Here is a 21,081-nt window from a genome sequence, read left to right on the forward strand (position 1 = left end):
CGCGCCGTACGTACAACAAGCCTCGAGTCTCTCCATGGGCCGGGTGGCGTAGAACACCACAAACGGCATAGCGACCACGACGCCGCTCGGCCAGGGGCAACGAGGCACCGTATAATTTGGGCCCGAACAATTCTCATGTCTCACGGCTTCTCAGGCGGCCCGAAGGAGCGTGCACGTGCCCGGCCATCGATCCATCACCGAAGCCGAGAAACTGGCAGCGGCCAGGCTCGGCGGTATCCCCATCAGGCATGACCAGATGGCAGTGGTCGCCAACATCTATCGCGCCGCCTCGGCGGTGCGCCAGCACCTGGAGAACTCCGTGCTGCGCGGCGTCGACCTGACCTGGACCGCCTTCGTGGTGCTCTGGGTCATCTGGATCTGGGGCGAGCCGGAGACGCGGCACGTGGCCGAAGAAGCCGGGATTTCCAAGGGCACGCTCACAGGGGTTGCCCGGACACTGGAAGGACGAGGGCTTGTGCAGCGAGCAGACCATCCCACCGACGGCAGGCTAGTGCTCCTGAGCCTGACCGACGAAGGGCAGGAGCTGATGCAGCGCCTCTTTCCGGCGTTCAACGAGGAGGAAGCCTTCGTCACCGGGCGGCTCAGCGACACGGACTGCCAGACCGTCGCCGACGGACTGCGCCGGGTGGTGCTGCAGGTGGAGGAGAACGGCGAGGAGCGCCGCCAGGATCTGTTGGGTGGTGCCGCCCCCGCGCCACGCCGCAGCGGCCGTCGTAAGGCCTGAGCCGCGACAGTCCCGGACGGCGGAGCCCGGATCGCTACAGGTCGAATTGCTCGCCTGCGAAGATTCCTGGCATCTGGGCTGGAACCGGCGACACCTCGGTCCAGATGGTCTTGCCCGTTGGCGTGTACCGGGTTCCCCACCGCTGCGTGAGCTGCGCGACCAGGAACAGACCTCGGCCGCCCTCGTCCTCCATCGCGGCCCGCCGCAGGTGGGGCGAGGTGTGCCCGCCGTCGGAGACCTCGACGATGAGGCCACGCTCCCGGATGAGCCGTAGACACACCGGAGCGCCGCCGTAGCGGATCGCGTTGGTGACCAGTTCACTGACGACGAGCTCGACGACGAACGACGCGGCTTCGTCGACTCCCCACGCGGCCAGCTGGTTGCAGGCCAGCGACCGCGCTCTTGCCACTTCTCCGGCGTCGGTGGCGACGTCCCACGTCGCCACCAGACTCTCGGCCAGGCCGTGGACGCGGAGCAGCAGCAGTGCGGCGTCGTCCTCGGGGGGCTGGGGCAGGAGTGTGGTGATGACCTTGTCGCATGTCTTGTCCAGTTGGCCGTCCTCGGGCCCAGCGAGTGCAGTACAGAGAGAGCTGACTCCGGCGTCGATGTCCGTGTGACGGTTTTCGACGAGTCCGTCGGTGTAGAGGGCGAGCGTGGCGCCTTCCGGAAGCTCGATGTCGGCGCATTCGAAGGGCAGGCCGCCCAGGCCGAGGGGCGGTCCGGCGGGAAGGTCCACGAGCTCGGCGTGTCCGTCGGGGGTGACGAGCACGGGCGGCAGGTGGCCCGCTCGCGCCATGACGCAGTGCCGGGAGACCGGATCATAGATCGCGTACAGGCAGGTGACTCCCAGTGCCTGGTCCTCGGCCTCGGCGGGCCCGGAAGGCGGGGCGCTGGTGCGCGCCACGAGGTCGTCGAGACGGGCGAGCAGTTCGTCCGGCGCGAGGTCGAGTGCCGCGAGCGCCGCGACGGTGGTGCGCACCCGGCCCATGGTGGCGGCCGCGCTCGTACCGTGTCCGGCGACGTCGCCCACCACCAGCCCGACGCGTGCCCCGGAGAGGGGGATGACGTCGTACCAGTCCCCTCCGACGCCGGCGGGCCCGGCCGCGGGCAGATAGCGGTGAGCGACCTCCACACCCGGTTGCTGGGGCAGAGTGCGCGGGAGGAGATCACGCTGGAGTGTGAGCGCGGTCGCGTGTTCTCGGGCGTAACGGCGGGCGTTGTCCAGGCAGACCGCGGTGCGGGAGACGAGCTCTTCGGCGAGCTGGATCTCCTCCTGGTCGAAGGGGTCGGCGTGTCGGGAGCGTGCGAAGGCCACCGCGCCCAGGGTGGCGCCACGGGCCTTGAGGGGAAGGGCGAGCGCATGGGTGGCCGCGTCGGTGGCCGGCGCGTTCTCGGCCAGGCACCGCAGGCGGACGGTGTCCAGTGCGTCGTACGCGGTGTCCTCGGCCGCGGCGTGATCGGTGCGGTGAGCCACCTGGCACAGGGTGGGGTGGGTGGCGAAGTGCTGTGGTTCCTGGCCGCTCAGGACGGCTTCGACGATGTCCACGGTGACGGCGTCGGCGAACTCGGGGACCACGAGTTCCGCCAGATCTTGGGCCGTGCGCCGAATGTCCAGGGTCCTTCCGATACTGCCGCTCGCCCGGCTGAGCAAGGCGAGACGCTGGCGCGCCACGTAGCGGTCGGTGATATCCAGGCCGGCCTCACAGACTCCGATCGGTCGGCCGTGCTCGTCCTGAAGTCGGAAGTAGGAACACGACCAGACGCGTTCGTGATGGGGGTCGAGGTGAGTGGAGCTGCGGTAGCGGACGTCGATCACAGGTGCGCCGGTGCGGGCCACGCGCTGGACGATCTCTTCAACGCTCGCGGCTGTCCCCTCCGCCTCCCCCAGCACCTCGCCCTGCGGCAGGATGTCCTTCAGGAACCTGTCGGCAGCGTCCTCCAGCGGGATTCCGAACTGTTTTTCGATCGCGGTGTTGATCCAGCGCACGCGGGCGTCCGTGTCGTAGACCACCAACTGGACGGGCGCTTCCCGGTCGAGTCCGTCAAGCATGGCCCGGCCGATGGCCTCCCGGTGCGCCAGCTCGGCGTCCATGGCCGTCAGCAGCCACCCGGTCGCGCCCGCCCCCAGGGCGAGCGGGGTGAGAGCCAAGGACACGGATACCGGGCGGCCGTCACCACGGCGGACCGGTCGGGGGCCGAGCGCCCCTGCCGCACCACCGTCACCAGCGGCTGAGGAGAGGCCGGCTCCCGTCTCGGCATCGGCCAGAACGGCGTCGGCGGACCGGCCGAGGACCTCTTCGGACGCCAAACCGAACAGCACCTCGGCTTCCCGGCTCCACCCCGCGAACCGCAGCTGCTGGTCCAGCACCGCGGTCGCGCCCAGAGGCGTCGGCATGGCCGAGGAAGACCTGCCGTGCGGCCGGACCGGCTGGTCACGCCCTTTGAAAATGCTCGTCATCGCCGCTCCCGAAGTGGGCGCAGGAGAGCTTCGGCTCATTCAATGTACCGCCGGTCGGCCTCGGTGACGCCTGCGCGCGATGGGCCGCCAGGAGCCGGCGCAAGGCGTCGACGCTCTCCTTGGTGCGGTCCGGTGCGCCGGACGTGACCTGGTGGAAGACCAGGCCGTCCAGAGCCGCGAAGACGATCTCCGTCATCTCCTGCGACACGTCGAAGCAGGCCAGTGCCTCGCGGACGGCATCGCGGTAGGCGTCGTAGAGCAGGTCGACGTGATGGCGCAGCTCCGGCCGCCGGCTGGATTCGAGCTTCAGCTCGTATTGGAACGCCTGCAGATCCGGATCGGCGGCGATGAAGGCGGCCAGCGTCGCGGCGAAGTCCTCCAGCCGGCCACTGGCGGGCACCAGCGACGACGTCTCGATGCTGCGCCGCACAGCCCAGCTCAAAACCTCTTCGAGCAGCGTGTCACGTGATCCGAAGTGGTGGACCACCAGGCCGTGGGTCACACCGGCCTCGGCAGCCACGGACCGGTACGTCAGCTTCCGCAGGCCCCCTCGCGCGACGACCTTGATGGCCGCGGCCATCAAGGCTTCCCGTCCCTGACCGTATCCGGGCCGATGGTCCTGGCCGCCGGTCCCCTCCTCGACCGCCGTCTCGGTCATGCACCCCCCTTTCCTCTCCACGTACGCACTCTCACAAGGGAATCTATCCTATTGACAAGTTATCCGAATGGATAGATTCTCGGGCGGTACCTCGCTTCCTCCGCCTCACTGGAGTTCCTATGGCCCTGCCCGAAGGACTGCGCAGCACCCCGTTCTCCCCGCGGTACGACGACCGCGTCGAGGAGTGGATGGACGTCTACGGCCATGCCGTGCCCCTGTTCATCACGGACCCGGCCGAGGAGTACGAGGCATTCCGCACCGCCGCCGGTGCGCTGGACTACTCGATGCTCTACAAGTGGCACGTCCAGGGCGAGGACGCGCTCGCCACCGTCGACGCCGTCTTCTCACGGAGCGTCCGCGGGCTCGGCGAGGGCCGCATCGCCTACGGCGTCGTCGTCGACACGGACGGCTTCATGATCGACGACGTGACCGTGGCCGTCCTCGCGCCCGGCCACGTGGTCGTCACAGGCGGCAACCCCGCCACCCAGCAATCTCTGACCGCGCACGCCCCCGACGGCACCACGGTCACCGAGCGTCGCGACGAATTCGCCGTACTGACCCTGCAGGGACCGCGCAGCCGCGAGGTTCTCCAGCGGCTCACGCACGTCGACGTCTCCAACTCCGCCTTCCCCTACTACACCTTCGTCCGGGACGTCCTGGTCGCCGGCATCAGTGCGCAGGTCAGCCGGATCGGGTTCACCGCCGAACTCGGCTACGAGATCCAGGTACCGCGCGAGCATGCGCTGGACCTGTGGGACGCGGTCCTCGACGCGGGAGCCGACCTCGGCGTGAAGGCCGCCGGCGCGCTCGCCCTCCTGACCTGCCGCACCGAGGCCGGGATGATCATGGGTGAGCTGGAGTACGACCACACCGTCACCCCGTTCGAATGCCGGATGGGCTGGGCGATCGACTTCGACAAGGGCCCCTTCCAGGGCCGCGACGCACTCCTCGCCAAGAAGAGCACCGCACAGGGGCGTGTGGTCAGCCTCGTCGTGGACGCCGCCCCCGAGGCGGCCGAGGGCTCGCGGCTGGAGCTGGACGGGCGCGCCGTCGGCTACGTGACGATGGCCGTGCCCTCGCCCGCACTCGACGGCGCCACCCTGGGGCTCGCCCGCGTGCACCGCGAAGCGGCGAAGTCGGGGACCGCGCTGACCGCGATCGGCACCGACGGTTCCAAGGCCGACGCCACTGTCCGGCCCACGCCCGTGTACGACCCCGAGCGCACTCGCGTACGGGCCTGAGCCGGAAGGCACCGCAGCCATGCAGCGCTACATCCTGACCGTCAGCTGCCCCGACCAGCCGGGCATAGTGCACGCCCTGTCCGGTGGCATCACCGAGGCCAAGGGCAACATTGTGGAGAGCGCCCAGTTCTCCGATCCCGGCACCGGCACTTTCACCATCCGGGTGCTCCTGGAGACCCCGCAGGCCGACGTCGAGAGCCTGCGGGACGAGCTCTCCCTGCGCCTGGCGCGCTTCGACCCCGTGCTGTCCCTGCGGCCGGAGCAGCAGCGACGCCGGGTCCTGCTGATGGTGTCGAAGTTCGACCACTGCCTGGTCGACCTCCTCTACCGCTGGCGTCTGGGCGAACTGCCCGTCGACATCCCGCTCATCGTCTCCAACCACCCCGACCTGGCGCCCGTCGCGCAGAGCTACGGCATCCCCTTCGTCCACCTCCCCATCACCCGCGACACCAAGCCGGAGGCGGAGGCCGAGCTGGTGCGGCTGGTCGCCGAACACCGGGTCGACTTCGTGGTCCTCGCCCGCTACATGCAGGTGCTCTCCGACGACCTGTGCCGCAAGCTGTCGGGGCGGGTCATCAACATCCACCACTCGTTCCTGCCGGGCTTCAAGGGCGCCAAGCCGTACCACCAGGCCCACGACCGGGGTGTCAAACTCATCGGCGCCACCGCCCACTTCGTGACCGCCGACCTGGACGAGGGCCCGATCATCGAGCAGGACGTCGTGCGCGTCGGACACCGGCACACCGCGCCGGAGCTGGTCGCCATCGGCCGCGACGTCGAACGGGTCGTCCTGGCGCGGGCGGTGCGCCTGCATGCCGAGGACCGGGTCGTGCTGACCGGCTCCCGCACCGTCGTGTTCTCCTGACCCGAGAGGTTCGTACGACCATGACCACCGCGACGCTGCTCGACGGCAAGGCCGCGGCAGCCGAGATCAAGGCCGAACTCGCTGTCCGCGTCCAGGCGTTGAAGGCAGGGGGCGTCACCCCGGGCCTGGGGACCATCCTGGTCGGCGACGACCCGGCCAGCCACTCCTACGTCGGCGGCAAGCACCGCGACTGCGCCCAGGTCGGCATCGCGTCGATCCGGCTGGAGCTGCCCGCCACCGCCTCCCAGGCCGACGTCGAAGCCGCCGTGCTCCGGCTCAACGCCGACCGGGCCTGCACCGGCTTCATCGTCCAGCTGCCGCTGCCGGCCCACATCGACACCCACGCCGTACTGGAGCTCGTCGATCCCACCAAGGACGCCGACGGGCTCCACCCGGCGAACCTCGGGCGCCTCGTGCTCGGCATTCCCGGGCCGCTGCCCTGCACGCCCCGCGGCATCATCGACCTGCTCCGCCGCAACCAGGTGGCCATCACCGGCAGACAGTTCTGCGTGATCGGCTGCGGCATCACGGTGGGCCGTCCGCTGGGCCTGATGCTGACCCGAAGCACCGAACACGCCACGGTCACCCTGTGCCACGAGGCCACCCAGGACATCGCGGCCCACGCCCGGGTCGCCGACGTGGTCGTGGCCGCGGCAGGCGTGGCCCACCTCGTCGGGCCCGACTGGATCAAGCCGGGCGCCACGGTCCTGTCCGTGGGAATCACCCGGACCGTGGAGGGCATCCTCGGGGACGTCCACCCGGACGTCGACCGGGTCGCCGGCTCCCTGGCCCCGCCGGTGGGCGGGGTGGGGCCGATGACCCGGGCCATGCTGCTGACCAACATCGTCGAAGCCGCCGAGCGCGGCCGGCCCTGACGGGAAAGCTGTGGGGCCGTGCCTGTCTGGGCTGTGCCGGACTGCGTGTGAACGTACGTCGTGACGAGTTCCCGTATCTTCCCGGTCACCAGCTCGGGCGCCTCGACCGGCGTCATGTGCCCGAGGCCGGGCACTTCGGTGACGCCGAGGCAGTTCGGCAGCGCGGCCGCCAGCGAGCGGGCGTGCACCGGCGGGGTCAGCCGGTCGGCCGTGCCGACGACGACCGCGGTCGGTGCCGCCAACTCCCGTACGCCATGGTCGAGATCGAGCAGGTCGAGCACATGCGACCAGGCGTACCGCACCTTGCGCGGGCAGGCGTGCACGATCCGCGCGCACGCCTCGCCCGTCGGCAGGGAAGGCACCGACGGCGCCGGGGCCGGTCAGGCAGTACGCGCGCATGCCCGCCGTCTGCCCCAGCCCACAGGGCCCGGCGAGCCGTACGCACGATCACAGAGGGCCGGCGTGGAAGGTTATCGGGCAGGCGGGCCGGTTTTCCCGGCCCGCCCCCCGAGGGGTGCGCAAGCTGCTCATCCGGCACGTGTACTCCTGCCAGGTGCCGGCTGATCCACCACGATCCGGCGGGCAGTAACCGTGGTCCCTGCCCGCCCGACGCGTCCAGGTTCACGACTTCCGGATCACAGGTGCATCGGTGCGGGCGGCGATGTCCTCGGCGGTGACATCCGGAGCGCATTCCACGAGAGCGAGGCCCTCGGGTGTGACGTCGAGGACGCCGAGGTCGGTGATGATGCGGTGGACGCACCGTTCGCCGGTGAGCGGCAGGGTGCATTCGGTGAGGATCTTCGGGCTGCCGTCCTTGGCGGTGTGTTCCATCAGGACGATGACGCGGCGGGCGCCGTGGACGAGGTCCATCGCGCCGCCCATGCCCTTGACCATCTTGCCCGGGATCATCCAGTTGGCCAGGTCGCCTGCGGCGGAGACCTGCATCGCACCGAGCACGGCAGTGTCGATGTGGCCGCCCCGGATCATGCCGAAGGACAGGGCCGAGTCGAAGAAGGAGGCCCCGGGCAGCACCGTGACGGTCTCCTTGCCCGCGTTGATCAGGTCGGGGTCGACCTCGGCCTCGGTCGGGTACGGGCCTGTGCCCAGGATGCCGTTCTCGGAGTGCAGGACCACATGGACGTCCGGGGGCAGGTGGCCGGGGATGAGGGTGGGCAGGCCGATGCCGAGGTTGACGTAGGAGCCGTCGGTGAGTTCGGCGGCGGCGCGGGCGGCCATCTGCTCCCGCGTCCAGCCCAGCTGCGTTCCGAGGGTGGTGCTCATGCGCGTACGGCCCCTTGTGTCGAAGACGCGGAAAGGGAAAGGTGCTCGATCTGCTTGTCGGCGGCCTCGGTCGGGGTGAGGACCACGATCCGCTGGACGAAGATGCCCGGCAGGTGGATTTCGTCCGGGCTCAGCGCGCCGGGCTCGACGAGCTCCTCCACCTCGGCGACGGTGATGCTGCCCGCCATCGCGGCCAGCGGGTTGAAGTTGGCGGCGGACTTACGGAAGACCAGGTTCCCGTGGCGGTCGCCGCGCCAGGCCCGTACGAGGGCGAAGTCGGTGGTGATGCCGTGCTCCAGGACGTACGCGCGGCCCGAGAAGTCGCGGGTCTCCTTGGGCGGGGAGGCCACCGCGACCGTGCCGTCGGGCCGGTAACGCCAGGGCAGCCCTCCCCTGGCCACCTGGGTGCCCACCCCTGCCGGGGTGTAGAAGGCGGGGATGCCCGCTCCCCCGGCCCGCAGCCGTTCGGCCAGCGTGCCCTGCGGCACCAGCTCCACCTCCAGCTCGCCCGACAGGTACTGACGGGCGAACTCCTTGTTCTCGCCCACGTAACTGCCCGTGACACGGGCGATCCGGCCGTCGGCCAGCAGGACTCCCAGTCCGCGCCCGTCCACACCGCAGTTGTTCGACACGACCTCCAGGCCGGTGGTGCCCTGGGCGTGGAGTGCCTGGATGAGCACGGCGGGGATGCCGCTGAGGCCGAAGCCGCCGACGGCCAGCGACGCGCCGTCGGGGATGTCGGCGACCGCCTCGGCGGCGCTCGCGCGGACCTTGTCCATGAGAGAGAGGGCCTTTCTGTCGTGGCTGTCCTGCGTGGTCGCCGGTTCAGGCGTCCGCGCGCAGGGCGTCGGAGATCGACTTGGCGCCGCCGTGCGCGGTGAGTCCGCCGTCGACCGGTATCTCGGCCCCCGTGATGAAGGACGCCTCGTCGGAGAGAAGGAAGACGACGAGCGGGCTGATCTCGTCGACGGTTCCGGTGCGGCCGAGCGGTGTCTCGCGGACGTTCGCCTCTCGGAAGCCGGGCGCCGCGGAGGCGGTCATGTCCGTTTCGATGAAGCCGGGGTGGACTATGTTCACGCGGATGCCGACGGGCCCCAGTTCCATGGCCGCGGTCCGCGACAGGCCGCGCAGCGCCCACTTGCCGGCCGTGTAGGCGACCGGGTAGTGGCCGGTGAGCGCCGCGGACGAGCCGACGTTCACGATCGAGGAGCCGGGTGGCATCAGTGGGGCAAGGTGCTGGATGCCCAGCAGCGGTCCGGTGACGTTGACCGCGTGGACCCGGGCCATGTCCTCGGGGCGTACGTCGTCGATCCGGGCCCGCCAGGTGATGCCCGCGTTGTTGACCAGGCCGTGCACCTGCCCGTACGCCTCACGCAGGTCGGCGGCGAGTTCCGCCCAGTGCTTCTCGTTCGTGACGTCGAGACGGCGGCAGCCGGGTGACTCCGAGAGGTCGGTGGCGATCACCCGGGCGCCCTCGCGGGTCAGCGCCTCGGCCTCCGCTGCGCCCTGGCCACCGGCCGCGCCCGTGACCACGACGACCCGGCCGAGGAGCCGTTTGGCATGGAGATCGGTCACGGCCGCTCCCTCGTGCGGCGTCGCGCGACGGGAACGGTCACGGGCTCCGGGCCGACCACCACGGTGTTGGAGACGGAGCCGATGCCCTCGACGGTGAGGGTGACCGTGTCGCCGGGCTTCAGGGGAGGCGGGGACTGCTCACCCCGTACACCCCACAGCTCGGCGAGGCAGCCGCCGTTTCCGCAGGTCCCGGAACCGAGGACGTCGCCGGGGCGGACGACGGTGCCGCGCGAGGCGTAGGCGGCCATCTCCTCGAAGGTCCAGCTCATGTTGGACAGCAGATCCTTCCCCACGACCTCGCCGTTGATCTCGGCGGTGAGCGCCAGGCGCAGGAAGCCGTCAGCGTCGCGGTACTTCTCCAGCTCGTCGGCGGTGACGAGGTACGGACCGAGCGTGGTGGCGGTGTCCTTGCCCTTGCAGGGGCCGAGGCCGACCTTCATCTCGGCGGACTGCAGGTCCCGGGCCGACCAGTCGTTGAAGACGGTGTAGCCGACGATGTGGTCGCGGGCCTGCTCGGGCGTGAGGTCGCGGCCCTCCTTTCCGATCACGGCGGCGACCTCCAGCTCGAAGTCGAGCACGCTCGACCCCGGCGGCATGGGGATGTCGTCGTGCGGCCCGTACATCGCGTAGGGGTTGCCGAAGTAGAACGTCGGGGCCGCGTACCACCGCTCCGGTACGCCGGCAGCCCCGTCCACGGACCGCCGTACGCCCTCGACGTGTTCCTCGAAGGTGACGAAGTCCCGCACGGTGGGCGGCTGGAGCGGCGCCAGCAGTCGTACGTCGGAGATGTGGGGGCCGGCCGGGAGGTCGAGGGTCGCGGAGCCCGCGTCGAGCAGTTCGGGCAGGCCGCCGCCCTCGGTGAGCAGGCCGGTCAGTGAGCTGACGCCGGGCAGGGGGTGGAGCGTGCCGTCCTCTGCGACGACGGCCACCTGGCGTCGGTTGTGGTACTCGTACGCGGCGAAACGCATGGCGGTTTCCTGTCGGCTGTCGGCGTGATTGGCGGCACGAAGGCCGGGGGTGCGGCAGGGGAGTCAGGGCAGTTGACAGGGCAACCGCACCCCCGGGGCTGAAGGCTGCGCCGATCAGACCGGCGGGGCGACGAAGACGCCGCGGTCGACGTCGTTGAAGGACTCCTTGGTGACCAGTTCGTTCATGGGGTTGGCGGTGCCCCACTGGTCGGTGACCTCGGGCTGGGAGAAGTCGTAGACGTGCGGGTGCCAGGTGTCCTCGTCCAGCAGCTCCAACTCCGTCGTGTACTCCACCGTGTTGCCGTGCGGGTCGAGGAAGTAGGTGAAGGTGTTGTCGCCCGCCATGTGCCGGCCCGGCCCCCAGATCTTCCGGAAGCCGGCGCGCATCACACGGCCGGAGCCGCGCATGTACTCGTCGATGCCGCGCATCTCGAAGGAGATGTGGTGCAGGGAGGTGTGCGGGCCCTTGGCGATGGCCATGGAGTGGTGCTGGTTGCTGATCCGCATGAAGTGCATGACGTCGCCGATGTGCGGATGGCCGAGCGTGTCGGAGAGCCGGAAGCCGAGGTGCTCCTCGTACCACGCCTTGGTCTTGTCCAGGTCCGGGGAGTTGAGGACGACGTGCGACAGCTTGACCGGGATCGACTCCTTCTCCTCGATCTTGCGGTGCTGCCGTACGTCGACGTCGGCCGAGACCTCGATGGTGCGGCCGTCGATGTCGAAGAAGCGGAAGCCGTAGCCGCCTCCGGGGGTGTCGACCTTGCCCGGCTGGGAGATCAACCGCACCCCGCCCGCGAGGAGTTGCTCGGCGAGCGTGTCCACGTCGGCGGCGCTCGCGGCGCCGTAGGAGACCAGGTCGAGGCGCTTCTCGTCGGCCTTGCGCAGCCGTACGACGTACTGCTCGGGCGAGCCTTCGGCGGCGAGGAAGGAGATGCCGGAGTCCTCGGCGACCTTGGTCAGGCCCCAGACGCCGGCGTAGAAGTCGAGTTGCTTGTCGTAGTCCGGCACGGCTAGGTCGACGTGGCGGAGGTGGGTGAGCAGGCGGTTATTCATGGGGGGTCCTCCTCAGACAAGGTTGAGCAGAGCGGCGGCGTTTCCGCCGCGGACGGAGTGGAAGTCGGTGTCGGGCAGGTCCGCGGCGCGCAGCGCGCCGAGCGGGTCGTCGGTGCCCATGTCGAAGGGGAAGTCGGAGCCGAGCAGCACCCGTTCCGGGCCGACCGCTCGCAGCAGCTCCCGCAGCACGCGAGGGTCGTGGACGAGGGAGTCGAAGTACAGCTGCCGCAGATAGCTGCTCGGTTCCCGCTCACAGCCCCGGGCGTCGGGACGGGCCCGCCAGGCGTGGTCGGAGCGGCCGATGTGGGTGGGCAGGTAGCCGCCGCCGTGCGCCGCGATCAGCTTCAGGCCCGGATGACGGTCCAGGACGCCGGAGAAGATCAGGTGGGAGAGGGCGACCGCGTTCTCGGTGGGCTGGCCGACGGTGTTGGACAGGTACCACCGGTCCAGCCGCTCGTCGAGGGAGCAGCCGAACGGGTGCAGGAAGACCAGGGCGCCTGCCTCCTCCGCACGGGACCAGAAGGCTTCGTACGCCGGGTCCGACAGTTCGTGGCCGGGCGCGTGCGAGGAGATCTCCACCCCACTCAGCCCTTGCTCCAGGGCGTGGTCGAGCAGGCCGACCGCGAGGTCGGGATGCTGGAGCGGGACCAGGCCCAGGCCGTGCAGGCGGTCGGGAGCCTTCGCACAGTGTGCGGCGGTGCCCTCGTTGGCCAGTCGGCAGACCTTCTCGGCCAGTCGGGGCTCGGCCCAGTAGTGGTAGTGGGACGGCGAGGGGCTGACCAACTGGATGTCCACGCCCTGCGCGTCCATGGCCGTCAGGCGCACCGCGGCGTCCGTCAGCTTCGGCACGCGCGCGCCGACCATCGGACCGTTCACGGCGAGGGCCGCCGGGCCGTTGCGGCGCGCGTCGAGGGCGCGGGCCTCGGCGAGACCGGGATGACCGGCCACGGCCTCCTCGATCTCCGGGAGCAGGAGGTGGGCGTGGACGTCGATGGTCGGCGCGGAGGATGCGGTGGTGGTCACGGGCGCTCCTTGAGGACGTTCATGGTGCGGCCGACCAGCCCGGCCATGTCGGCGTCGCGCACACCGTCCAGCTGCCACTGGCCGATCTGCACCGACGCGTCGACGACGGTGCGCACCCGGGGGACACGGCGGTCGTAGTAGCTCTGGAGCAGCTCACCGTCCCACTCCCGACCGCTGGTCAGCAGCTCGGCGAGCACCAGGGCGTCCTCCAGGGACATCGCAGCCCCCTGGGCCAAGGTGGGCGGGCAGCAGTGCGCGGCGTCGCCGATCAGTACGACCCGGCCCCGGTGCCAGGACCCCTCCACCAACAGCCTGTCGAACCAGGTGTAGTTGACCTTCGCCGGGTCGGTGATGTGCTCGGTGATCTCCGGCCAGACCCCGCCGTAGGCCTGCGCCAGGCGGCGCATCTCGTCGGCGTAGGTGGCCGGGTCGATGGAGGCGCGGTCGCGGCACCCTTCAACGACGTACGCGTAGATGGTGTTCTCGCTGGTGGGGCAGTAGCCGGCGATGTAGGCGGGGCCGCCGTAGGCGAGGTCGGTGCGGGTCACGCTCTCGGGGCGCGGGGCGGCGATGCGCCAGATGGCCATGCCGGTGGGCTCGGGTCTGTCGGTGATGCCGATCGCGGCGCGGGTGGCGGAGCCCAGGCCGTCGGCGCCGATCACCAGGTCGTAGTGGCCCTCGCTGCCGTCGCTGAAGCGGACGGAGACACCGTCGGCGTCCTGCTCCAGCGCCTCGGCGGTGGTGCCCAGCCGGACGGTGGCGCCGGAGGCGCGGACCGCGTCGATGAGGATCTGCTGCAGCTGGGGGCGCTGCATGCCGAGGGTGGCGGGCAGGTCTTCCCCGCCGGTCTGGATGTCCTCGGCGACGAACAGAACGGTGCCGTCGGGAGCGGTCACGCCCAGCGACCCGAAGCCGTATCCGGAGGCTTCCACCTGTTTCCACACACCCAGTTCGCGCAGGACCCGCAGGGCGTTGCCCTGGAGGGTGATGCCGGAGCCGGTGGTGGCGTTCCAGTCCGGCTTGGCCTCGATCAGGTCTACGGCGATGCCGGCGCGGCGCAGCAGAATGGTCACGGCGTTGCCGGCGGCGCCACCGCCGATGACGAGGACTCTGCGTGTCGGGCTGTGTGCCATGTCGGGATCCTCCCGAGGTTGGGCCGCGCGACTTCGGGCGGCGGGGGCTGCGGCTCGCCCGCTGCGAGAGCGGGCCAGAGGTGGGGACGGGGGTGCGGGGCCGGATGCGCCGCTGCTGTCCGGGGAACGGCGCATCCGGCAGTAGTACGGGCTACTTGACGGCGATCGGGTTGACCGGGGAGCCCACGGCGCCGGTGATGGGGAGGGGAGCGGCGGTGAGCCAGAACTCGTACACGCCGTCGGCGGCGCAGTCGGCGGCGAGTGCGTCGAGGTCCCACATCTCGCCGATCAGCAGGCCCATGTTGGGGATGACCACCTGGTGCAGCGGCTGGAAGGCGTTGTCGAATTCGTTGGGGCGGACCTCGAAGCCCCAGGTGTCGGTGGCGATGGCGGCGATCTCGGTGCGGTGCAGCCAGCCGGCGGTGGTGAACGACAGGCCGGGCGCGGGTCCGCCCGCGTAGTCGCCCCAGCCGTCGCGCCGTGCGCGGGCGAGGTGTCCGGTGCGGACGAGCACGATGTCGCCGCGGCCGACGGTCACCCCGTGGGCCTCGGCGGCCCGGGTGAGGTGCTCCTCGGTGATGGCGAACCCGTCGGGCAGCTGGCCGTCCGTGCCGACGACCTGGCCGACGTCGAGGAGCACGCCGCGTCCGGCGACGTGCGGCGCCATGTGCTCGATGCCGGTGACGAGGTCGCCTTCGGAGGTGACCACCTTGTGAGCGCGCCGCCCGTTCCAGGCGAATCCGTGGTCGAAGATGTGCCCGAGTCCGTCCCACTGGGTCGAGCACTGGAGCGGCATGGCGATCACGTCGTCGGCGCCGCCGATGCCGTGCGGGAAACCCTGGTTGCCCAGCGCCGCGTCGGTGCCCGTGTCGAGCATTGTGTGCACCGGGTTGGTGCGGCGCCGCCAGCCCTTCTGCGGGCCGTTCATGTCGAACCGCTGCGACAGCGAGAAGCTCACGCCTCGGCGCACGAGCGCCGCGCCCTCGCGCCGCTTGGCCTCGGTGAGGAAGTTCAGCGTGCCGAGCACGTCGTCCTCACCCCAACGCCCCCAGTTGGAGTACGCCTTGGCGGCCTCGGCTATCGCGCCCTCCGGGTCGCGGCGGTCCAGGCTCATGCCGTTCCCTCCGCGACACAGCGGGTGCGCTGCACGCCCAGACCGGTGATGGAACCCTCCATGACGTCGCCGTCGCGCAGCAGGCGTCCCCAGTGGATGCCGTTGCCGGCCGGGCTGCCGGTCAACACCAGGTCACCGGGCAGGAGTTGAGCCGTGTGCGAGGCGTACGACACCAACCGGGCGACTCCGAAGAGCATGTCCTTGGTGGACTCGTCCTGCATGGTCTCGCCGTTCAGCTTGAGCGTGACCCGCAGGTCACCGGTGTCCGCGATCGACTCCGCAGGTACGAGCCACGGGCCGAGCGGTGTGAAGCCGGGCGCGTTCTTGCAGCGCAGCCAGTCGGTGCCGATGGCCTTCATGTCCCGGCGGAAGACGGTGGCGCGGTCGGTGAGGTCGTTGGCGATGGTGTACCCGGCGACGTACTCCAGGGCCTCCTCGACCGTCACCCGGTAGGCGGGCCTGGCGATGACGGCCGCCAACTCCAGCTCCCAGTCCGGCTTTTCGGCCCAGGCGGGCAGGACCACGTCGTCGTAGGGGCCCGTGATCGCGCTGGGCAGGCCGATGAACACGTAGGGCAGGTCCTCGGCGGCCCGGCGGTCCATGACCGCGGCGATCTCCGCTCGTGCCTCCTCGACGGTGCGGGGGTCGTCGGGGGAACGGTGGGCGACCTCCAGATCGATCACGTGCTGCCGGTAGTTGGCGCCGGACTGGAAGATCTGCCGCGGCTCGATGGGGGCGTGCACGCGCAGGCTCTCCAGTGGCAGCCGGCCGAGGGAGTCGTCGTCCGCCAGGGTGCGCAGGACGGGGAGGGTCTCCTCCCACCGCTCCAGGACTGCGCGCAGATCCGACGGTGCCCAGTCCAGGGCGCTGCGCAGATCGAGTACCCGGTCATGGGCCAGGAGGCCGGGAAACGGCTCCCCGTCCTGAGCGGAGAACGTGCCGAGCGCGAACGGGCCGGCGGGTTGCGGGAGCATTGCCATCAGATTTCCTCCTGCGGGGTTGGGGTCTACTCTGACCCCGATCAGCTGATCACGGAAATTAATCCTGTGGATGTGTCAAATCCACGTCATGGATGACTCTCGTTGCTAGGTGGTTGCCGGTGAACCTGTCCCGACTCGACCTCAATCTGGTCCTCGCCCTTCGTGCGCTGCTGGAGGAGCGCAATGTCACCCGGGCCGGCGAGCGCATCGGACTCAGCCAGCCGGCCATGAGCGCCGCGCTGTCCCGGCTGCGGCGCCATTTCGACGACGAACTGCTCGCCCGCACCGGCAACACCTACGAGCTCACTCCGCTCGGCGCCGCCCTGCGCGACCGCAGCGCCACCGCGTGCGACCTGCTGGAACGCGTCTTCTCCAGCCACGCCGACTTCGACCCGGCGGCGGAGGCACGTGAGTTCACCCTGCTCGCCTCCGACTACGGGGCGGCCGTGTTCGGTGCCGCACTCGCCCGCAGCCTGCACGAGGAGGCGCCCGGCATCCGGCTCACCTTCCAGCACCCGGCACCGTCCGTCGTGGAGAACACCGCCGCGGTGCTGAGCACCGTCGACGGACTGCTGATGCCGCACGGCGTCATCGACGGCTTGCCCGCCGTCGACCTCCACCAGGACCGCTGGCTGTTCCTGGTCGCCGACGATCACCCCGAGGTCGGTGACGAACTCTCCCTGGACCAGCTGGGGCGTCTGCCCTGGGCCGTCTACCAGCGCCCCTACGACGCCCCGGCCGCCCGCCAGCTCAGCATGATCGGCATCAGCCCCAGGGTGGAGGTCTCCGTGCAGACCTTCCAGTTGCTGCCCCACATGGTCGAGGGCACCCGCCGGATCGCGATGATCCAGGAACGCCTGGCCCGCAAAGCGGTCCGCGCCGCCGCGGTGCGCGTCCTGCCCTGCCCGTTCGAGGCGGTACCGGTGCGGGAGGCGATGTGGTGGCACCCGGTGCACGCTCAGGACGCGGGCCACATCTGGCTGCGGCAGAAGGCCGCGGAAGTGGGCGCGACGCTGACGGGCAACGGCTACAGCTACGGCTAGGGGCCAGGGAAGGCCGTGCCCGTCGACCAGAGCGCGGGGTTGCCGCGGGGCCGGCTCTGACCGGGCCCGGCGCCAGCCCGTGATCGACGCGCTCTCGGCGGTCTTCCCGCACACCCTCAGGCCAACTGCTCCGGCAACGGCCGGGTATCGACGGCGCCCACCCGGCGGCGGGCCGCCCACAGCACCGCCGCGACGAGGGCAGCGGCCAGCCCCAGCACGCCCACCGCACCGGCGAGACTGCCGACCGCGGACTCCCCGGCGAGCAGCACCAGCGGGCAGATGAACTCACCGCCGAAGAAGGCCGTCATCCACAACCCCGTCCCGCGGCCGCGGTCCTCGAACGCCAGGCGGGACATGGCACTGGTGAGAAGGGCGGGCAGCAGCATGCCGGTGCCCACACAGTTGACGACCGCCCCGATGACCAGCAGCGGGGCGTTGCCCGCGAGGAACATCATCCCGAAGCCGACCGCGCAGAGCGCGAAGACGGCGGGCAGCATCGGGTCGGGAGAACGCTTGAGCCGGGCGAAGGTGACCGCTCCGCCCACGGTCGCGGCACTGGCGATCGCGGTGGCCAGTCCGATCACACCGGTGTTCTCCACCCCGAGGTCGTCGAGCAGGTACGACATCTCCACCGGGACGGTGTAGAAGACCATCGCCCCGAAGAAGGTGAGGGCACAGATGCCGCCCAACTGTCGCCAGGGGAACGAGCGGCGGGCCTCCGTCTCGGCCGGAGTCTCCTCGCCGTCCGCACGGGCCGCCGGGTTGGGCAGGGCGGTTGCCATCAGCGGGGCGAGCGCCAGGCTCACGGCGTAGACCCAGAAGGGCACGCGCCAGCCCGCCGATCCGGCGGCGCCGCCGATCACGAAGAAGACGGTGGCTGACGCGGAGGCGCACATGGTCTGCAGGGCGAGGTACTTCACCCGTCGGTGACCGCTGTAGTAGTCGCCGATCAGGGTCGTGCAGCAGGTCATGATCGCGGCCTCGGCGACTCCGACCAGGGCGCGGCTGGCGATGATGCCGCCCAGCGAGTCCAGCCACAGCGGTGCCGTGCCGAACAGCGCGTACAGGACGGTCGCCACGAGCAGCAGGCGCTTGCGGCCCACCCGGTCCACGATCACCCCGGCGAACGGGGCCAGCAGCGCCAGCGCCAGCGCCGGGACGGTCAGCGCGAGGGGCACCACCGCCATGGCCCCCGGGACCGACGCGAAGTGGTCCTGCATCTTCGGCAGCACCGGGGCGATCAGCACCGCTCCCAGGATCGGCAGACAGCTGCCCGCCATCAGAAGGGTCACCCATAGCAGATGGGCCGGGCCCGAGACGGCGACGGCTGACGGAGTGGTGGCATCGACCGTCGCGTGAGGCGGCGGGGGCACGGAACCGGGCATGGCGACTCCAGGGGGCGGTGTAAGGGAGTGGGCATGCCTCACGGGCGCCGACGGCGCACGGCATGCTGGGGAAGCTCGCACGCCGGCGGCGTCCGGACAGCGGTGTGCGGTAGCGACGACTATGGGGGCGCCGAAGCGCCGGTGCCATCCCCTGCGCGATCCGAATCCCGTATCCGGGCTATCCACGCTGTGGATGGGATGGGCAACCGTCACGCAGACGAAGACGCGCACGACCGTTCCTGCGCGCGAACAGCGGTGTCCCGGAGCTGGGTCGTCCCGGCCTCCGGACTGCCGGCTGCCACCTTCCGGCAGCCGGCAGCCGGCAGCCGACACGTCGCGCTCGCAGGGCAGCGTCAGCGGACAGGCAGCGGCAGGACGCGCCGATAGGCGGCGACGGCGACGACCGCGACCACCACATGCATCACCATCAGCGCGGCGACGGCCAGCGGCCCACTGCCGGGCGTACCGCCACCGAGCAGGGACAGGTCGGGCCCGAACGACACGACCACGAGCACGGGCACCAGCCACCGCAGCAGCCCCGCCGGATTCTTGGCGACACGACGGACGACCGCCCAGCCTATGGCGCCGAGGACGACGCCGAACACCGTCAGCGGCCCGTACGCGGAGGGGTGCAGCGGAGCGAAATCGCCCGACGCCCCCGCCGCGCTGGCGAGCAACGCGACCACCACGTTTCCGAGGACGGCCACGACAGCCGCCGCGAGAAGCCCCGCGACCACGGCCAGGCCGCGGGAGCGCGGCGCGGGCGGGGCGGCCGGGGCGGACGATACGGCTTCGGGGACGGAACCGGACATGGGGACCTCCTGCGGAGAGCTCAAGAACGACAGGTGCAGCACCGGAAAGGCAGACGTTTGATTCCTCAAACATGCGGGACGCTACTCCGAAGTGTTTGATCAGGCAAACATCTCGGTTAGGGTGGCCACCATGACATCCCCCCGGTGGCTCGCTCCCGAAGAACTGCGAGCCTGGATCAACTACCTCGACTGCTCGACGCTGCTGAACGACTACCTCGATCAGCAGTTGCGGCGCGACGCGGCCCTGACGCACGCGGACTACAGCCTCCTGGCCCGCCTGTCCGTGGCTCCCGACCGCGCCCTGGGGATGTCCTTGCTCGCCGAGCAGTTGAAGTTCACCCGCAGCCGCCTCACGCGCGCGGTGATCCGCCTGGAGGAGTCGGGCTACGTACGGCGCCGGGAGGATCCGGCCGACGGACGCGGACAGCTGGCCGAACTCACCGATGCCGGCATGGAGTTGATGACCAAGGCCGCCCCCGGCCACGTTGCTGCCGTACGCCGCGTGGTGTTCGACGCCCTCAGCCCCGAACAAGTGGAGCAACTCGCCACCATCACCGCCACCGTGGTCGCCTCCCTCAAGCAGGCCGGCGAGGAGGACGCCTACCCGGCGGCCCTGCCGTGGCATCGCCGCTGACTCCGAGAACCTGTCCCGTTCACCGGGCCAAGCCTGCGTCAGTTCGGCAAGCTGATCACCGCGTTGCGGCGCGAGGGTGCGGATCCGGTGCGCAAGGGCCGGCCGTGGAGCATGCCGATCGAGGGCCGCGTGCTGCTGGTCGCCGCATACTGGCGGACTGACCTGACCCTGCGCCGGCTGGCCCCGCTGTTCGGGATGTCCAAGTCCGCAGCCGACCGCATCATCGACCACCTCGGACCTGCGCTCGCCGTCCAGCGACGCAAGCGGTTCCGCAGGGACACCGTGCCCCAACTGGCCGCGCTCGGCGCCGCAGACACGGTGCGGCTGCGCCGTGGGGTGCCCCCGGTTCGGGTGCTGCTCCGTTTCGACCACCGAGGCCGTAGCTGGATCCAGCGGCCGACGACAGCAGGGGGGTTCGCCGCTGTTCTCCTGCTTCGGCGAGCCCGCCCCGCTGGTCGAACCGCCCGTCAGGGCAAGCAGCAGGCACGACACTGGCAAAGCTGACCTCGGCGAGGCCATCTCCGCCACCGACACGCGCCTGCGTCAGGCAGTCATGTAAGGCGAGCCGTACGAGCGCGGGGGGCTCGTTCTCTGTTCTGCACAACAGCACCTCAGTCGACGCCCTCTACGAACGAAAACAAGTCAGCCAACGGGGTGCTATGGGCGCGTAGGCCGCTTCCATCAGGAAGAATCCGTCCTCGCCGACCTGCCGGCCCATTCCTCTCGGACCTCTCCGCCCTCGGGGAAGCGCCAGTCGTCCACGCGCGGTCCGTAGCACTCGGCCCACTCGGCCGTGACCAGTCCGGACAGCGACGTCGGAGCCACGACCGCCAGCGCCTCAGGCGCCGCCCGCAGCGTCTCAACGACGAACTCCATCCGGTTCAGGATCCGCACCGCCGCAAGAACATGCGTGGAATCGGTCCGCTGCCGGACCCCGCCTTCTGCAGCCCCAGTTCCCGCAGGCATTCCAGGACCAGCTCCAGCGTCTTCTGCTCCAGACCGTGATTGATCAGACGGACCCAGCGCGCCCATCCGGCGAGAACCAGCACGGAAGGGGTCGCGCGGCCGGCGCTCGTGCCACCCGCGGGCCAGCGCGGAAGCAGCCTGCGCGAGCACCGAGATCCGGTGGCAGCGGCGGTCCCCGTCGGGCCCGGTGTCCCGCAGGAACTGCTCGATCCGGGCGATGGCGAGGTCCTGGGGGCCCGGGCCCCGCAGGGAGGCGATCTCTGAGCACCCGG

General features: G+C 70.6%; 20 protein-coding genes and 2 pseudogenes. 7 read left to right on the forward strand and 15 right to left on the reverse strand.

What is annotated here, in order from left to right; translation table 11 throughout:
- The first annotated feature begins 175 nt into the window (after positions 1-175).
- Complete coding sequence (locus tag ACIBAG_RS35370; RefSeq protein ID WP_399110941.1) at positions 176-745, forward strand: MarR family winged helix-turn-helix transcriptional regulator; 570 nt, start codon at positions 176-178, stop codon at positions 743-745.
- Positions 746-779: 34 nt separating this feature from the next.
- On the opposite strand, the gene ACIBAG_RS35375 is transcribed toward ACIBAG_RS35370, so the two are convergent.
- Together ACIBAG_RS35375 and ACIBAG_RS35380 are read right to left on the reverse strand one after the other, a co-directional pair.
- Complete coding sequence (locus ACIBAG_RS35375) at positions 780-3,140, reverse strand: SpoIIE family protein phosphatase (RefSeq protein WP_399110943.1); 2,361 nt, start codon at positions 3,138-3,140, stop codon at positions 780-782.
- Between the two features lie 37 nt (positions 3,141-3,177).
- Entirely contained in the window at positions 3,178-3,861 is a 684-nt protein-coding gene (locus ACIBAG_RS35380; protein WP_399110945.1) for a TetR/AcrR family transcriptional regulator, read from the reverse strand.
- Positions 3,862-3,980: 119 nt separating this feature from the next.
- Here ACIBAG_RS35380 and ACIBAG_RS35385 point away from each other — a divergent pair, with 119 nt between their 5' ends.
- Genes ACIBAG_RS35385 through ACIBAG_RS35395 form a run of 3 tightly spaced genes read left to right on the forward strand, consistent with a single transcriptional unit; the run spans position 3,981 to position 6,842 of the window.
- Complete coding sequence (locus tag ACIBAG_RS35385; RefSeq protein WP_399110947.1) at positions 3,981-5,102, forward strand: aminomethyltransferase family protein; 1,122 nt, start codon at positions 3,981-3,983, stop codon at positions 5,100-5,102.
- 19 nt (positions 5,103-5,121) lie between these two features.
- Entirely contained in the window at positions 5,122-5,967 is an 846-nt protein-coding gene (purU, locus tag ACIBAG_RS35390) for a formyltetrahydrofolate deformylase (RefSeq protein WP_399110948.1), read from the forward strand.
- Positions 5,968-5,987: 20 nt separating this feature from the next.
- Positions 5,988-6,842, forward strand: a complete 855-nt coding sequence (locus tag ACIBAG_RS35395) for a bifunctional methylenetetrahydrofolate dehydrogenase/methenyltetrahydrofolate cyclohydrolase (protein WP_399110949.1) — start codon at positions 5,988-5,990, stop codon at positions 6,840-6,842.
- Between the two features lie 35 nt (positions 6,843-6,877).
- Here the strand turns inward: ACIBAG_RS35395 and ACIBAG_RS35400 are convergent.
- The 10 genes and pseudogenes from ACIBAG_RS35400 to ACIBAG_RS35445 all read right to left on the reverse strand — a co-directional run.
- A pseudogene (locus tag ACIBAG_RS35400) lies at positions 6,878-7,183 on the reverse strand (alpha/beta fold hydrolase); the annotation flags it as partial.
- A 280-nt stretch (positions 7,184-7,463) separates the two neighbouring features.
- Entirely contained in the window at positions 7,464-8,099 is a 636-nt protein-coding gene (locus tag ACIBAG_RS35405; RefSeq protein WP_399111251.1) for a CoA transferase subunit B, read from the reverse strand.
- Positions 8,100-8,119: 20 nt separating this feature from the next.
- The gene (locus tag ACIBAG_RS35410; protein ID WP_399110951.1) at positions 8,120-8,902 is read right to left on the reverse strand and encodes a CoA transferase subunit A; all 783 of its coding nucleotides are present in this window, start codon (positions 8,900-8,902) and stop codon (positions 8,120-8,122) included.
- Positions 8,903-8,948: 46 nt separating this feature from the next.
- Positions 8,949-9,698, reverse strand: a complete 750-nt coding sequence (locus tag ACIBAG_RS35415) for an SDR family NAD(P)-dependent oxidoreductase (RefSeq protein WP_399110953.1) — start codon at positions 9,696-9,698, stop codon at positions 8,949-8,951.
- A complete protein-coding gene (locus ACIBAG_RS35420) occupies positions 9,695-10,666 on the reverse strand; it encodes a fumarylacetoacetate hydrolase family protein (protein ID WP_399110955.1) in 972 nt (323 codons plus the stop codon). The genes ACIBAG_RS35415 and ACIBAG_RS35420 overlap by 4 nt, the downstream gene beginning before the upstream one ends.
- Before the next feature lie 114 nt (positions 10,667-10,780).
- Positions 10,781-11,719, reverse strand: a complete 939-nt coding sequence (locus tag ACIBAG_RS35425; RefSeq protein WP_399110956.1) for a VOC family protein — start codon at positions 11,717-11,719, stop codon at positions 10,781-10,783.
- Positions 11,720-11,731: 12 nt separating this feature from the next.
- Positions 11,732-12,742 carry an amidohydrolase family protein gene (locus ACIBAG_RS35430; protein ID WP_399110958.1) on the reverse strand — a complete coding sequence of 337 codons (1,011 nt, stop codon included), beginning with the start codon at positions 12,740-12,742 and terminating at the stop codon, positions 11,732-11,734.
- Positions 12,739-13,875, reverse strand: coding sequence for an FAD-dependent oxidoreductase (locus tag ACIBAG_RS35435; protein WP_399110960.1), 1,137 nt, complete (start codon positions 13,873-13,875; stop codon positions 12,739-12,741). The genes ACIBAG_RS35430 and ACIBAG_RS35435 overlap by 4 nt, the downstream gene beginning before the upstream one ends.
- A gap of 151 nt (positions 13,876-14,026) precedes the next feature.
- On the reverse strand, positions 14,027-14,989 hold the full coding sequence (locus ACIBAG_RS35440; protein ID WP_399110961.1) for a cyclase family protein: 963 nt from the start codon (positions 14,987-14,989) through the stop codon (positions 14,027-14,029).
- Positions 14,986-15,969, reverse strand: coding sequence for a fumarylacetoacetate hydrolase family protein (locus tag ACIBAG_RS35445; protein WP_399110962.1), 984 nt, complete (start codon positions 15,967-15,969; stop codon positions 14,986-14,988). The genes ACIBAG_RS35440 and ACIBAG_RS35445 overlap by 4 nt, the downstream gene beginning before the upstream one ends.
- Before the next feature lie 119 nt (positions 15,970-16,088).
- Here ACIBAG_RS35445 and ACIBAG_RS35450 point away from each other — a divergent pair, with 119 nt between their 5' ends.
- Positions 16,089-17,012 (forward strand): LysR family transcriptional regulator, encoded by a 924-nt coding sequence (locus ACIBAG_RS35450; protein ID WP_399110964.1) that lies wholly within the window; start codon positions 16,089-16,091, stop codon positions 17,010-17,012.
- A 116-nt stretch (positions 17,013-17,128) separates the two neighbouring features.
- On the opposite strand, the gene ACIBAG_RS35455 is transcribed toward ACIBAG_RS35450, so the two are convergent.
- Together ACIBAG_RS35455 and ACIBAG_RS35460 are read right to left on the reverse strand one after the other, a co-directional pair.
- Positions 17,129-18,397 carry an MFS transporter gene (locus tag ACIBAG_RS35455; RefSeq protein ID WP_399110966.1) on the reverse strand — a complete coding sequence of 423 codons (1,269 nt, stop codon included), beginning with the start codon at positions 18,395-18,397 and terminating at the stop codon, positions 17,129-17,131.
- 353 nt (positions 18,398-18,750) lie between these two features.
- The gene (locus ACIBAG_RS35460; protein WP_399110968.1) at positions 18,751-19,209 is read right to left on the reverse strand and encodes a DUF6069 family protein; all 459 of its coding nucleotides are present in this window, start codon (positions 19,207-19,209) and stop codon (positions 18,751-18,753) included.
- 130 nt (positions 19,210-19,339) lie between these two features.
- On the opposite strand from ACIBAG_RS35460, the gene ACIBAG_RS35465 reads away from it, so the two are divergent.
- Complete coding sequence (locus ACIBAG_RS35465; protein ID WP_399110970.1) at positions 19,340-19,843, forward strand: MarR family winged helix-turn-helix transcriptional regulator; 504 nt, start codon at positions 19,340-19,342, stop codon at positions 19,841-19,843.
- 33 nt (positions 19,844-19,876) lie between these two features.
- Positions 19,877-20,128 (forward strand): annotated as a pseudogene (locus ACIBAG_RS35470) (transposase family protein); the annotation flags it as partial.
- A 396-nt stretch (positions 20,129-20,524) separates the two neighbouring features.
- Here the strand turns inward: ACIBAG_RS35470 and ACIBAG_RS35475 are convergent.
- Complete coding sequence (locus ACIBAG_RS35475) at positions 20,525-20,719, reverse strand: hypothetical protein (protein WP_399110971.1); 195 nt, start codon at positions 20,717-20,719, stop codon at positions 20,525-20,527.
- Positions 20,720-21,081 lie beyond the last annotated feature (362 nt).

This window comes from Streptomyces sp. NPDC051243, from assembly GCF_044455405.1.
Lineage (GTDB): Bacteria > Actinomycetota > Actinomycetes > Streptomycetales > Streptomycetaceae > Streptomyces.

Bases quoted from the DNA above. Each gene is read 5' to 3' on its own strand.
- ACIBAG_RS35375 (WP_399110943.1), bottom strand. From the start codon at position 3,140: ATGCCGACGCCTCTGGGCGCGACCGCGGTGCTGGACCAGCAGCTGCGG.
- ACIBAG_RS35380 (WP_399110945.1), bottom strand. From the start codon at position 3,861: ATGACCGAGACGGCGGTCGAGGAGGGGACCGGCGGCCAGGACCATCGG.
- ACIBAG_RS35385 (WP_399110947.1), top strand. From the start codon at position 3,981: ATGGCCCTGCCCGAAGGACTGCGCAGCACCCCGTTCTCCCCGCGGTAC.
- purU (WP_399110948.1), top strand. From the start codon at position 5,122: ATGCAGCGCTACATCCTGACCGTCAGCTGCCCCGACCAGCCGGGCATA.
- ACIBAG_RS35395 (WP_399110949.1), top strand. From the start codon at position 5,988: ATGACCACCGCGACGCTGCTCGACGGCAAGGCCGCGGCAGCCGAGATC.
- ACIBAG_RS35410 (WP_399110951.1), bottom strand. From the start codon at position 8,902: ATGGACAAGGTCCGCGCGAGCGCCGCCGAGGCGGTCGCCGACATCCCC.
- ACIBAG_RS35420 (WP_399110955.1), bottom strand. From the start codon at position 10,666: ATGCGTTTCGCCGCGTACGAGTACCACAACCGACGCCAGGTGGCCGTC.
- ACIBAG_RS35425 (WP_399110956.1), bottom strand. From the start codon at position 11,719: ATGAATAACCGCCTGCTCACCCACCTCCGCCACGTCGACCTAGCCGTG.
- ACIBAG_RS35435 (WP_399110960.1), bottom strand. From the start codon at position 13,875: ATGGCACACAGCCCGACACGCAGAGTCCTCGTCATCGGCGGTGGCGCC.
- ACIBAG_RS35440 (WP_399110961.1), bottom strand. From the start codon at position 14,989: ATGAGCCTGGACCGCCGCGACCCGGAGGGCGCGATAGCCGAGGCCGCC.
- ACIBAG_RS35445 (WP_399110962.1), bottom strand. From the start codon at position 15,969: ATGGCAATGCTCCCGCAACCCGCCGGCCCGTTCGCGCTCGGCACGTTC.
- ACIBAG_RS35455 (WP_399110966.1), bottom strand. From the start codon at position 18,397: ATGCCCGGTTCCGTGCCCCCGCCGCCTCACGCGACGGTCGATGCCACC.
- ACIBAG_RS35460 (WP_399110968.1), bottom strand. From the start codon at position 19,209: ATGTCCGGTTCCGTCCCCGAAGCCGTATCGTCCGCCCCGGCCGCCCCG.
- ACIBAG_RS35465 (WP_399110970.1), top strand. From the start codon at position 19,340: ATGACATCCCCCCGGTGGCTCGCTCCCGAAGAACTGCGAGCCTGGATC.
- ACIBAG_RS35475 (WP_399110971.1), bottom strand. From the start codon at position 20,719: ATGGAGTTCGTCGTTGAGACGCTGCGGGCGGCGCCTGAGGCGCTGGCG.